Here is a 12,561-nt window from a genome sequence, read left to right as displayed (position 1 = left end):
CTCGCTCGGGCGCGAGGGGCCGGTGTCCGGGTGCGGGGGTGGTGTTCACGGTCAGTCCTCGTGGGTCGTTCGGGGTGGTCGCGGCACCGGCCGGGGGCGGGGTGACGTCCGGCGCCGGGCGCGGGGCCCGGACCCCGGGGCCGGCTCGACGCGGGCGAACGCGGCCGTGCGGGGCGGGTGGTACCGGTCCGGTGGGCTGTCACCGGGGCCGGTCGGAGTCCCGCGTTCGGTCTGCGGCGCGGGTTCGCCCGTCCTCGCGGGCCACCGCCCGTACGGCGTCCGCGAGTCGGTCCAGGACGGCGGTCGTCTGTTCGTCGCTGATCGTCAGCGGGGGGAGCAGTCGCACGACGCTGCCCTGACGGCCGCCCAACTCCACGATCAGGCCCCGGCGCAGGCACTCCCGCTGCACGGCGGCGGCGAGACCGGGAGCGGCGGGGCGGGGCCCGTCCGGTGCGGGCGCCGGCGGCGCCTCCGGGTCCACGCATTCGAGGCCGATCATGAGGCCGCGGCCGCGGACGTCGCCGACCATGGGGAACTCCGCGGCGAGGGCGCGGAGTTCGGCGAGGATGCGCCGGCCGACGGTCGCCGCGCGCTGGGCGAGGCCCTGCTCCCGGACGTACCGGAGGGTGGCCGCACCGGCCGCCATGGCGAGCTGGTTGCCGCGGAAGGTGCCCGCGTGGGCGCCGGGCCGCCAGACGTCGAGATCGTCGCGGTAGACGACGACGGCCAGCGGCAGGCTGCCCCCGATCGCCTTGGACAGCACCATCACGTCCGGGGTGATCCCGCTGTGTTCGACGGCCCAGAACGTGCCGGTCCGGCCCACCCCGGTCTGGATCTCGTCCGCGATCAGCGGGATGGAGCGGCTCTCGGTGATCGCGCGCATCCGGCGCGTCCAGACGTCCGGGGCGGGGATCACGCCGCCCTCGCCCTGCACCGGTTCGAAGATCATCCCGGCGGGGCGCGGCACCCCCGACTTGGGGTCGTCGAGGACCGACTCCGTCCAGCGCGCGGCCAGTTCGGCGCCCCGGTCGCCGCCGATGCCGAACGGGCAGCGGTAGTCGTGGGGATAGGGCAGGCGCGCGACCCGCACGTCGGTCGCGCCCCCGGACGCTTCGAGCGCCCCCGAGGTCATGCCGTGGTAGGCGCCGGTGAACGCGAGGAGCCCGGTGCGGCCGGTGGCCGCTCGGACCAGTTTGAACGCGGCCTCGACCGCGTCGGTCCCGGCCGGTCCGCAGAACTGGATGCGCGCCCGCTCGGCGAACCGCGGGGGGAGCGTGCGGAACAGCTCGGTGGTGAAGGCGTCCTTGACCGGGGTGGCCAGGTCCAGGACGTGCAGCGGGGCACCGGAGTCGAGGACCGCGCGGATCGCCTCCAGCACGACGGGGTGGTTGTGCCCGAGGGCCAGCGTCCCGGCGCCGGAGAGGCAGTCGAGGTAGCGGCGGCCGTCGGCGCCCTCGATCGTGAGGCCGCGGGCCCGCACGGGAACGATCGGCAGGGCGCGCGCGTAGGTGCGGGCCGCCGATTCGCGCGCCGACTGGCGCCGCAGGATCCCCTCGTGGGCCGCGCGCGCCCCCTCGGTCCCCGCGGGGAATCCGCCCGGCGCCTCCTGCGCTTCCCCGGGGGCCTCCGACGGCACCATCGCTGACTCGGTCACGGCCACGACTTCCGGTCCTCCCGCTGTCCAGATGCGCGTTGGCGGGCGGTTCTGAACGCAGGCGTCAGGCCCCCCGTACGTATCAACGACGTCGCGGGCGTTGGGAAGCGGGTGGATCGAAGATCTTTGCCGTGACGGAACCGTTGCCGTTCTGTCGGATGTCCCCCATGGCGAGCGCATAGTGTGTGGTGCCGTTCGACGAAACCGGGCCGGCGGCGGTCGGAACCGGACGGCCGGTCTCGCGGTCCCGTGCGGCCTGCCCCAAGGCGCCGATCGGCACGACGCGCGCGCACCGCGCGTCCGGCCCGATCCGAGGCGACGGTTTCGGGATCGGCTGATCCGCCCAGTTCACAGACGCCCAGGGGGAGTTGCTCCATGCGATCCATACGCCCGCCCTTCGCCGCACGCCGAGGGAGAGGCGCGCGCCGCGGACCGTCTCCCGTGGGGGCGGCGGTCGGCCTGTGCGCCGTGCTGGCGCTGACCGCCACCGCCTGCGGCGGGGGCGACGACGACGCCGGTGCCGCCGCGTCCGCGTCGGCGTCCGCCGCCGCGAGCAGCGACGGGAGGATCACGATCCCCGACGACCTCAAGGACAAGCTCAAGGAGCACGGCTTCGACGTCGACAAGTGGAAGGACGGCGCCTGGAAGAACTGGGACCGGGACGACTGGCTCCGCGAGGCCGACGACTTCATCAACCCGATCATCAAGGGCCTGTGGGACCCGGACCGGATGCGGCGGGCCGACGACCCGGACCAGGACAAGGGCGTCGACGAAGCCGACCTGAGCGGTGACCAGGGGGTCACCGACGCGGAGCCGGCCCCGGTGCCGGCGCGTGCCGTGAAGCCGGCGTACCACGCCGGGGTGCCCGAGGCGGGCAAGGTGTTCTTCGACTCTCCCGACGGCACGATGGTCTGCTCGGCGACCGTGGTCGAGGACCCGGCGCACCCGGGCAAGTCCAATCTCGTGTGGACGGCGGGTCACTGCGTGCACGCGGGCAGGAAGGGCGGCTGGTACCGCAACATCGCCTTCGTGCCGTCGTACAACGACGCCGGCCGGACCGCCGCCCGGCTGGAGAACGCCCCTCGCGAGGAGGTCGCCCCCTACGGCGTGTGGTGGAGCGACTGGGCGCAGACCTCGGACCAGTGGATCAAGCAGGGCGGGTCCACGGGCGGCCAGGGAGCCTCGTACGACTTCGCCGTGCTGCACGTGACGCCGGAAAAGGGCGGCGACGGCAGGTCGCTGGAGGAGACGGTGGGCTCCGCGCTGCCGGTGGACTTCGCCGCGCCCGCCGTGTCGAAGGTGTCGAGCATGACGGCGACGGGCTATCCGGCGGCGCCGCCGTTCGACGGCCAGCGGATGTTCCAGTGCACCGACAAGCCGGGGCGGCTGTCCGTGGCGCAGGCGGATCCGACGATGTACCGGATCGGCTGCACCATGACCGGCGGCGCGTCGGGCGGGGGCTGGGTGGCCGCGGGTTCCGACGGCAAGCCCGCCCTGGTCTCCAACACCTCGATCGGCCCGGTCAGGTCCGGCTGGCTGGCGGGTCCGCGACTGGGCCCGGTGGCCAAGGGTGTGTACGACTCGGTGAGCGGCAAGTTCGCGGGCCGGTGACACCGGCCGCGTGATGCGACGCGGCACGGGACGCGGGGCCCGGACGTGAGGACGGCGGGGGTGGGCGAACGGGAACGTTCGCCCACCCCCGCCGTTCGGCTCCGGCCGCCCGCGCGGGCATGCGCCTCGTCGGCCGGACCGGTCCCGTACCGGGCCCCGTGCCTGCCGGTGGGGCCGCCTCGGTCCCGGCCGGACCGGCGGTTCCTCCGGTCGGGGCCGTCTGCGCCGGACTGCGGCGGGGCGCGTGCAGGCCGTGTCGACCGGCACGGGCGGGCACTCCGGGCCACGGTGCGCGCGGGCTCTCGGGGCGGACGGGCGATCAGGGGGTGGCCGGGGGTCACCGGGTCGTCGTCCGGCCGGTGCCGCGGACGGCGACGTCCCGCGCCCTGAGGACAGGGGCGGGACGTCGTGTTCATTCCGCGGGCGGCGAGCCGGCTCCGCGGCCGGGCGTCAGCGGAGCGCCGGCTCCGCGACGTACGGCGCGAGGTCCGCGGCCAGTTCCTCGTGCACCCGCAGCTTGAGCAGGGTGCCCTCCGGGGTGTGCTCCTCGGAGATCACCTCGCCCTCGGTGTGCGCACGGGCGACCAGCTGGCCGTGGGTGTACGGCACGAGCGCCTCGATCTCGACCTTGGGACGCGGCAGCTCGTCGTCGATCAGGGCGAGCAGCTCCGCGATGCCCTGGCCGGTGCGGGCCGAGACGGCGATGGAGCGCTTCTCGATCCGCAGCAGCCGCTGGAGCACCAGGGGGTCCGCCGCGTCGGCCTTGTTGATCACAACGATCTCCGGCACGTCCGTCGCGCCGACGTCCCGGACGACCTCGCGCACGGCGGCCAGCTGCTCCTCCGGGTCGGGGTGCGAGCCGTCCACCACGTGCAGGATGAGATCGGAGTCGCCGACCTCCTCCATGGTGGAGCGGAACGCCTCGACCAGGTGGTGCGGCAGGTGCCGGACGAATCCGACCGTGTCCGCCAGCGTGTACAGCCGGCCGCTCGGAGTCTCGGCCCGGCGCACGGTCGGGTCCAGGGTCGCGAACAGCGCGTTCTCGACCAGGACTCCCGCGCCGGTGAGGCGGTTGAGCAGCGACGACTTTCCGGCGTTCGTGTAACCGGCGATGGCGACCGAGGGCACCTTGTTGCGGCGGCGCTCCTGGCGCTTGATATCGCGGCCGGTCTTCATGTCCGCGATCTCCCGGCGCATCTTCGCCATCTTCTCGCGGATGCGGCGCCGGTCCGTCTCGATCTTGGTCTCACCGGGACCACGGGTGGCCAGCCCGCCGCCCGAGCCGCCGCCCATCTGCCGGGAGAGCGACTGACCCCAGCCGCGCAGCCGCGGCAGCATGTACTGCATCTGCGCGAGCGCGACCTGCGCCTTGCCCTCACGGGACTTGGCGTGCTGGGCGAAGATGTCGAGGATCAGGGCCGTCCGGTCGATGACCTTGACCTTGACGACGTCTTCGAGGTGGATCAGCTGGCCGGGGCTCAGCTCACCGTCGCAGATCACCGTGTCCGCGCCGGTCTCGACGACGATGTCCCGGAGCTCGTTGGCCTTGCCGGAACCGATGTAGGTGGCCGCGTCGGGCTTGTCGCGGCGCTGGACGACGCCGTCGAGCACGAGCGCTCCCGCGGTCTCCGCGAGCGCCGCCAGCTCGGCCAGCGAGTTCTCCGCGTCCCGCGCGGTCCCCGTGGTCCAGACACCGACGAGCACGACACGCTCCAGGCGGAGCTGGCGGTACTCGACCTCGGTGACGTCCTCGAGTTCGGTGGACAGACCCGCCACGCGGCGCAGCGCCGCGCGCTCGGAGCGGTCGAACTGCTCGCCGTCCCGGTCTCCGTCGATCTCGTGGCTCCAGGCGACGTCCTCTTCCATCAGGGCATCGGCCCGAAGACCTTCGGGGTTGTTCTGCGCGGAACTCTGCGCGGCCTGGGAAGGGGAAGAAGAGGAGGTCATTGGATCCTTACGTAGAGGGAGACTGAAGGCCGACAGACGTCGCCCCTCAGGGGGAACAACGCGCGGGGCCGCCGGGAGATTCCCGGTCACCGCCGGTGCCGCCCTGGTGACGGGCCGCTCCGCGACCGGACGATGGTCGCACGGCAGGGGCCGCCCCGTCACCCGACTTATCCGGCTCACCGCGCCGCGTGGACCGGCCTGCCCGGCCTCGCCGGCCGCGGGTGCGCCGGACCGGCCGCTCCCGGGCGCGGCACCGGCACGGGCCGTCGCACGGCCGGTCCGGCGGTCCTGCGGCGCACGGCCGCCATCACGGCTCTGCCCGACCCCCGTCCCGGGGCGGGCGGCGGGGGCGGGCCGACGCCCCGCGCGGGCGCGTGGGGCGTCGCGGGCGCGCGCGGCGAACTCCTCGGACTCCCGGCACGCCCGTGCGGGCGTGTGGCGCGTCGTACGCCTTCCGCGTCACGCGCCCGTGCGGGCGTGTGGCGCGTCGCTCTTCCAGTCGGGGTGTCCGGGCATCGGCGGGGTCTTCTCCCCGTAGAGCCATGCCGTGAGGAAGCCGCTCAGGTCCCGGCCCGCCATGTCCGACGCGAGGTCCACGAAGTCGGCCGTCGAGGCGACCCCGTCCCGGTTCACCGCGACCCAGGCCCGCTCCAGGCGCTCGAAGGCGGGGCGCCCGATCTCCTGGCGCAGCGCGTACAGGGCGAGGGCCGCTCCGTCGTAGACGCTGGGCCGGAAGATGCTGATCTTGCGGCCGGGCTCCGGGACCCGGGGGGCGGCGGGCGGGCCGCCCGCCGCCCGCCACCCGTCGGACAGTCCGTAGGCCGCCTTCATCCGCTTCTCCATCGGCCGGTCCGCCTTCTCCTCGGCGTACAGGGCCTCGTACCAGGTGGCGTGTCCTTCGTTGAGCCACAGGTCCGACCAGCTGCGCGGGCTGACGCTGTCGCCGAACCACTGGTGGGAGAGCTCGTGGACCATGATCGACTCGACGTACCACCGCGGGTAGGCCGGCTCGGTGAAGAGGTCCTTCTCGAACAGGGACAGCGTCTGCGTCTCCAGTTCGAAGCCGGTCCGCGCCCCCGCCATCAGCAGCCCGTACGTCTCGAAGGGGTAGCGCCCGACCTTGCTCTCCATCCAGGCGATCTGGTCGGGGGTCCTGTCCAGCCAGGGTTCGAGCGCGGCGCGGTCGCGGGCCGGGACGACGTCCCGCACGGGCAGCCCGTGCGGTCCGGCGCGGTGCAGGACGCTGGAGCGGCCGATGGACACCTGGGCGAGCTCGGTGGCCATGGGGTGCCGGGTGCGGTACGACCAGGTGGTGGCGTCCCCGGACCGGACGGTGCGCCCGGGCAGGCCGTTGGCCACCGCGGTGTACTCCTTGGGCGCGGTGATGCGGAAGGTGAACATCGCCTTGTCGGACGGGTGGTCGTTGCACGGGAACACCAGGTGGGCGGCGTCGGCCTGGTTGGCCATCGCCAGTCCGTCCTCGGTGCGCACCCAGCCGCCGTCCTGGTCCTTCGCGGGGACCGGGTCGCTGGTGTGGCGCACGGTGATGTGCAGCGGGCTGCCCGCGGGCACCGCCTTCGCGGGCGTCAGCACGAGGTCGTCGCCGGCGCTCGCGAAGCCGGCGGGCGCGCCGTTGACCTCGACCGACCGCACCGTGCCGTGCGCGTAGTCGAGGTTGACGCGCTCCAGCCGGGCGGTGGCGAGGGCGTCGATGGTGGTGACCGCCCGGAGGGGCTTGTCGTTCACGCCGGGGTAGGTGAAGGCGAGGTCGTACGCCCGGACGTCGTAGCCGGGGTTGCCGAGGGTGGGGAAGAGCCGGTCGCCGATGCCGAGGGCGGGGCCGGGGGCGGGGGCGCCCGCGGCGATGAGGCAGACGGAGGCGGCCGAGGCGAGCAGGGCCGCGTGGACGCGGCGGCTCCTCGGGCGTCGGACGGTGGGGGCCGGGGCGGGAACGCGGGCGGGCGCGAGGGCGGCTTCGAGCGGCATGGACCACCGCTACCAGCGCGCGGCGGGCCGGCGACGGCGACGCGCGCCCGGCCCACCCGAACGGGTGGGCCGACGGCTCATCGGGCCCCGGCGCCGGCGGCCGGGCGGCGCCGTGGCCGGGGAGCGGCCGGGCGGCTTCGGTGCTACCGGGCTCCCGCCGGATGCTGGGCCCGGCTGACGTCGAAGACGCCGGGCACGTCGCGCATGGCGCGCATCAGGACGGGGAGGCTCGCGGCGTCGGGGAGTTGGAGCGTGTAGGTGTGCCGCACCCGCTGCTGGCTGGGAGGTTCGACGGTCGCCGACACGATGGCGACGCCTTCTCCGGCGATGGCCTCGGTGAGGTCGGCGAGCAGGTGCGGCCGGCCGAACGACTCGGCGACCAGGGTGACACGGCACTGGGTCGTGGCCCCCCAGCGGACGCCGACCTCCGGGCGGCCGTCGCCCTTCATCCGCGCGGCTCCGGGGCACTCGACGCGGTGCACGGTGACCACTCCCCCGCGGACGGCGAAGCCGGTGACCTCGTCGGGCGGCACCGGCGTGCAGCAGCCCGCGAGGCGGACGGAGGCGCCCGGCCGGTCGACGAGGGCGCTCGCGGGACGTCCGGCGGGGGCGGCGGGAGGAGCCACCGGCGTCTCGGCGGCGGGCCGCGGCCCGGTGGCGGCGCTCTCCTCGGCGTCCGGCGCGGGATGGCTCGCCATCCAGCGCTGGATGGCGATGCGGGCGGCGGCCGTGTGGGCGTGCTCCAGCCACTCCCGGGAGGGCTCGGACGCGGGGTCCTGGCCCATCAGGAGCTGGACGGTGTCGCCGTCCCGCAGCACCGTGCTGAGGGTCGCCAGACGGCCGTTGACGCGCGCCCCGATGCAGGCGTGGGCGTCCTCCCCGTACTGCGCGTACGCGGCGTCGACGCAACTGGCGCCCTCCGGCAGGCCCAGCGACCCCCCGTCGGCGCGGAAGACGGTGATCTCGCGGTCCTGCGCGAGGTCCTCGCGGAGCGTCGACCAGAAGGTGTCGGGGTCGGGGGCGCCCTGCTGCCAGTGAAGGAGGCGGGAGAGCCAGCCGGGGCGGGTGGGGTCGGCGCGCTCGCCGTCCGGGGAGCGGTCGCCGCCCGCGTCGGGCTGGTCCTCGGACGGGGTGGCGTAGGGGTTGCCGAGCGCGATCACGCCGGCCTCGGCGACCTTGTGCATCTGGTGAGTGCGGATCAGCACCTCGGCGACCTGCCCGTCGCCGCGGGTGACCGCCGTGTGGAGCGACTGGTACAGGTTGAACTTGGGGACGGCGATGAAGTCCTTGAACTCGGAGACCACCGGCGTGAGGCAGGTGTGCAGCTCGCCCAGCACGCCGTAGCAGTCGGCGTCCTCGTGCACCAGGACGAGGAGGCGCCCGAAGTCGGCGCCGCGCATCGGGCCGCGTTTGCGGGACACCCGGTGGACCGAGACGAAGTGCCGTGGCCTTATGAGGACTTCGGCGGTGATGCCGGCGTCGCGCAGCACCCCCCGTACCTCGTCGGCGATCTCCGCGAGGGCGTCGTCGGGGCGGCTCGCGTTGGCGGCGATCAGCTCCCGGGTGTGCTCGTACTCCTCGGGGTGCAAAATCGCGAAGACGAGGTCTTCCAGTTCGGTCTTGAGGGCCTGGACGCCGAGGCGCTCGGCCAGCGGGATCAGCACGTCGCGGGTGACCACGGCGATCCGCGCCTGCTTCTCCGGACGCATCACGCCGAGGGTCCGCATGTTGTGGAGCCGGTCGGCGAGCTTGATCGACATCACGCGGACGTCGTTGCCGGTCGCGACGAGCATCTTGCGGAAGGTCTCCGGTTCGGCGGCGGCGCCGTAGTCGACCTTCTCCAGTTTGGTGACGCCGTCGACGAGATAGCAGACCTCGTCGCCGAACTCCCGGCGGACCTGATCCAGCGTCACCTCCGTGTCCTCGACGGTGTCGTGGAGCAGCGAGGCGGTCAGGGTCGTCGTCTCGGCGCCGAGTTCGGCGAGGATGAGCGTCACGGCGAGCGGGTGCGTGATGTACGGCTCGCCGCTCTTGCGCATCTGGCCGCGGTGCGAGGACTCCGCGAGGACGTAGGCGCGGCGGAGCGGGTCGAGCGGGGCGTCGGGGTGGTGCGCGCGGTGGGCCTCCGCCACGTGGCCGATCGCGTCGGGCAGCCGGTCCCGCGCGGTGGGGCCGAGGAGGGCGGCCCGGCCCAGTCGCCGCAGGTCGATGCGGGGACGTCCCTTCCTGCGGTGCGCCGGGGCCGCGTCCGGTTCGAGCGGGGCCGAGCGCTCCGGGGCGGGCGTGACGGGGCCTGGCGTCGCGGGATTCGTCGCCTCCGCACTCATGGGCACCTCCGGCTGCGTGAGACCGGCGGACGGGTGCCCCAGGGCGTACGCGGCTCAGGGGATGCTGTCGGTCCCCCGTCCGGGCCGGTGCTTGATGCTACCGAGCCCACCACGCCCGGTTGACCGGCTCTCGCCGAGCGTGAAACGGATCACCCATTCGAGCGACTGTCCGGGGGTTTGCCGTTTCGAACGTCGACCGGGGGCGGCACGGGCGTGCGGGTGGGGAACGCGGGCGGGCGGCCGGGGCTCCGCGGTGTGAGGCCCGCCGACCCGCCGGCGGGGACGGGTGTACGGCGCGCGGACCGCGCCGTGCAGGCGGGCACCGCCCCGGGGACCGCGTCCGCCGGGCCGCGGCTCCCCGCCCGCGCGGAGGGAACGGCTCAGCCGAGGGCCGCGGCCAGCCAGTCGGCGTCGATCTCCCCCTCGGCGACGATCACCGCGGGTCCCGTCATCTCGATCTCGCCGTCGGCCCGCTCGGTGATGACGAGGCGTCCGCCGGGCACGTCCACCGTGTAGGTCACCGGGGTGCCGGTCACGGCCGGATCGGTTCCGTCCCGGCGGGCGGCGGCCACGGCCACCGCGCACGCGCCGGTCCCGCACGAACGGGTCTCCCCCGAGCCGCGCTCGTGGACCCGCAGGGCGACGTGACGCGGGCCGCGGTCGACCACGAACTCGACGTTGACCCCGTCCGGGTACACCGAGGCGGGGGTGACCGGCGGCGGTGTGTACAGGTCGCCCGCGTCCGCGAGGTCGTCCACGAAGGCGACGGCGTGCGGGTTGCCCATGTTCACGTTGCGCGCGGGCCAGCCGCGTCCGCCGACGCTGACCGTGACCTGCGCCTCGGGCAGCAGGGCCCGGCCCATGCCGACGGTGACGTCACCGTTCTTGGCGAGGTGCACGGTCTTCACCCCCGCGCGCGTGGCGACCGTGATGTCCCCCTCGTGGACGTGCCCGGCGTGCTGGAGGTAGCGGGCGAAGACCCGCACCCCGTTGCCGCACATCTCGGCGATCGAGCCGTCGCCGTTGCGGTAGTCCATGAACCACTCGGCCTCGGCGGCCATCGCCCGGGCCTCCGGGTGGGCGGCGGAGCGCACGACGTGCAGCAGGCCGTCGCCGCCGATGCCGGCGCGGCGGTCGCACAGGGCGGCGGTGGCGGCCGGCGGGAGGTCGACGACGTTCTCCGGGTCCGGCACGATCACGAAGTCGTTCTCGGTCCCGTGTCCCTTGAGGAAGGCGATCGGCGTGCTCATGCCCCGATCGTACGGGGTGGCGGGACGGGTCGGCGGCGCGGCGGAGGGGTCAGCGCAGCCGGGCGACACGCCAGACCGCGAGCACGGCCACGGCGGCGACGACCACGACGTACGCGATCACCACCCGCCAGTCCGGGCGGCGGGCGGAGCCGCGCTGCGGGAAACCGGGCAGGGCGTAGCCCACACGGCGGGCGGCCATCATGCCCCAGCCGGCGGCGCACGAGCAGATCAGCAGGCCGAGCATGGCGACCACGGCACCGCCGTCGCCGAACTCGAAGGCGAGCGGGAAGGCGAACATCAGCGAGCCGGTGGCGGCGAGCGCCACGATGGGCGCGAGCTGCCAGATGCGCAGCCGGCGCTGCGGGCGCAGCTCGACCTCGACCTCGGGCTCCGGGGACATCTCGCCGGGTTCGGGGCCGTCGTCGATCACCCCGTCGGGGGTGTCGTCGGGGCCGTCGGAGCTGAGGGGTCCTCCGCCCAGCTCGGGGTCGACGCCGCGCTCGGCGTCCGGGTCGATGCTCAGACCGTCTCCGTCCGGAACGGCACCGCGGTCGGTGCCTCGTGCAGTGTCGCGAGGGCCGGCCTCCATCGCCACGCGCCCTCCCAACTCGGACTTCACTGGTCGATCGAAGCTCGATGATGGCACGTCGCCGAAGGCCCGGATGACGGCCGGAGCGTCCCGATGCCAGGACGTGATCAGGCTGTGACCGGTCGTTCGAGCAACGTCAGTGCGAGCCCGGGGAGTTCTGTGAGATCCGCCGCAGCCCCACTGAGCCAGTGCACCCGCGGGTCGCGCCGGAACCACGAATCCTGACGGCGCGCGAAGCGTTTGGTGGCCCGCACGGTGTCGGCCCGCGCCTCGTCCTCGGTGCACTCCCCCGCGAGCATCGCGAGCACCTGCTGGTATCCGAGGGCGCGGGACGCCGTGCGCCCCTCGCGCAGGCCCCGCGCCTCCAGCACGCGTACCTCGTCGACGAGTCCGGCGTCCCACATCCGGTCCACCCGGCGGGCGATGCGGTCGTCGAGTTCGGGGCGGGCGACGTCGACGCCGATCTGGACGGTGTCGTAGACGGAGTCGTGCCCGGGGAGGTTGGCCGTGAAGGGCTTGCCGGTGATCTCGATGACTTCGAGGGCGCGGACGATCCTGCGGCCGTTGCCGGGCAGGATGGCCCGGGCGGCCCCGGGGTCGGCGACGGCCAGTCGCGCGTGCAGGGCGCCGGAGCCGCGCAGCGCCAGCTCCTCCTCCAGGCGGGCCCGCACCTCGGGGTCGGTGCCGGGGAACTCCAGGTGGTCGACGGCCCCGCGGACGTAGAGCCCGGAACCGCCCACCAGGATCGGCCAGCGGCCCTCGGCGAGCAGGGCGTCGATGCGGGCGCGCGCGAGACGCTGGTACTCGGCGACGCTGGCCGTGACCGTCACGTCCCAGACGTCCAGCAGGTGGTGGGGGACTCCGCCGCGCTCGGCGTCGCTCAGTTTGGCGGTGCCGATGTCCATGCCGCGGTACAGCTGCATGGAGTCGGCGTTGACGACCTCGCCGCCCAGGTGCCGGGCGAGGAAGACGCCCAGATCGGACTTTCCGGCCGCGGTCGGTCCGACGACGGCGATGACGCGGGGGGCGGGGGGTGCGCTGCTCACGGCCCCAGTCTCGCAAACCCGGGGGCCTCTCCCCTAACGAGCCGGGGAGCGCCCCGCCACGGGCCGCCTCAGGGGGCCCGCGGTGACCGGCCGGGAGAGCCGGGGTCGACGTGTGGGGCACGGCCGGACGCCTCGCGCCCCGCGGGAGGGC

General features: G+C 74.6%; 8 protein-coding genes. 1 reads left to right on the top strand and 7 read right to left on the bottom strand.

Annotated elements, in window-relative coordinates; translation table 11 throughout:
• Positions 1-199 precede the first annotated feature (199 nt).
• Positions 200-1,660, bottom strand: a complete 1,461-nt coding sequence (locus ACGFS9_RS00240) for a diaminobutyrate--2-oxoglutarate transaminase family protein (RefSeq protein ID WP_393249174.1) — start codon at positions 1,658-1,660, stop codon at positions 200-202.
• Positions 1,661-2,029: 369 nt separating this feature from the next.
• Here ACGFS9_RS00240 and ACGFS9_RS00235 point away from each other — a divergent pair, with 369 nt between their 5' ends.
• The gene (locus ACGFS9_RS00235) at positions 2,030-3,265 is read left to right on the top strand and encodes a trypsin-like serine peptidase (protein ID WP_393249172.1); all 1,236 of its coding nucleotides are present in this window, start codon (positions 2,030-2,032) and stop codon (positions 3,263-3,265) included.
• A gap of 450 nt (positions 3,266-3,715) precedes the next feature.
• Here ACGFS9_RS00235 and hflX read toward each other — a convergent pair whose 3' ends face one another.
• From hflX to miaA, 6 genes are all read right to left on the bottom strand, one after another.
• Complete coding sequence (gene hflX, locus ACGFS9_RS00230; RefSeq protein ID WP_393249170.1) at positions 3,716-5,212, bottom strand: GTPase HflX; 1,497 nt, start codon at positions 5,210-5,212, stop codon at positions 3,716-3,718.
• Between the two features lie 459 nt (positions 5,213-5,671).
• Entirely contained in the window at positions 5,672-7,198 is a 1,527-nt protein-coding gene (locus ACGFS9_RS00225; RefSeq protein WP_393249168.1) for a M1 family metallopeptidase, read from the bottom strand.
• Positions 7,199-7,341: 143 nt separating this feature from the next.
• Positions 7,342-9,525, bottom strand: a complete 2,184-nt coding sequence (locus tag ACGFS9_RS00220) for a RelA/SpoT family protein (protein WP_393249166.1) — start codon at positions 9,523-9,525, stop codon at positions 7,342-7,344.
• Positions 9,526-9,905: 380 nt separating this feature from the next.
• On the bottom strand, positions 9,906-10,775 hold the full coding sequence (dapF, locus tag ACGFS9_RS00215; RefSeq protein WP_393249164.1) for a diaminopimelate epimerase: 870 nt from the start codon (positions 10,773-10,775) through the stop codon (positions 9,906-9,908).
• Positions 10,776-10,824: 49 nt separating this feature from the next.
• A complete protein-coding gene (locus tag ACGFS9_RS00210) occupies positions 10,825-11,364 on the bottom strand; it encodes a hypothetical protein (RefSeq protein ID WP_393250450.1) in 540 nt (179 codons plus the stop codon).
• 107 nt (positions 11,365-11,471) lie between these two features.
• Positions 11,472-12,410, bottom strand: a complete 939-nt coding sequence (miaA, locus tag ACGFS9_RS00205; protein WP_393249162.1) for a tRNA (adenosine(37)-N6)-dimethylallyltransferase MiaA — start codon at positions 12,408-12,410, stop codon at positions 11,472-11,474.
• Between the last annotated feature and the right edge of the window lie 151 nt (positions 12,411-12,561).

This window comes from Streptomyces sp. NPDC048566, from assembly GCF_043199735.1.
Classification (GTDB): domain Bacteria; phylum Actinomycetota; class Actinomycetes; order Streptomycetales; family Streptomycetaceae; genus Streptomyces.
Note: the sequence above shows the minus strand (reverse complement) of the source record. Positions and strands in the feature narration are given on the sequence as shown.

Bases quoted from the DNA above. Each gene is read 5' to 3' on its own strand.
- ACGFS9_RS00235 (WP_393249172.1), top strand. From the start codon at position 2,030: ATGCGATCCATACGCCCGCCCTTCGCCGCACGCCGAGGGAGAGGCGCG.
- hflX (WP_393249170.1), bottom strand. From the start codon at position 5,212: ATGACCTCCTCTTCTTCCCCTTCCCAGGCCGCGCAGAGTTCCGCGCAG.
- ACGFS9_RS00225 (WP_393249168.1), bottom strand. From the start codon at position 7,198: ATGCCGCTCGAAGCCGCCCTCGCGCCCGCCCGCGTTCCCGCCCCGGCC.
- ACGFS9_RS00220 (WP_393249166.1), bottom strand. From the start codon at position 9,525: ATGAGTGCGGAGGCGACGAATCCCGCGACGCCAGGCCCCGTCACGCCC.
- dapF (WP_393249164.1), bottom strand. From the start codon at position 10,775: ATGAGCACGCCGATCGCCTTCCTCAAGGGACACGGGACCGAGAACGAC.
- ACGFS9_RS00210 (WP_393250450.1), bottom strand. From the start codon at position 11,364: ATGGAGGCCGGCCCTCGCGACACTGCACGAGGCACCGACCGCGGTGCC.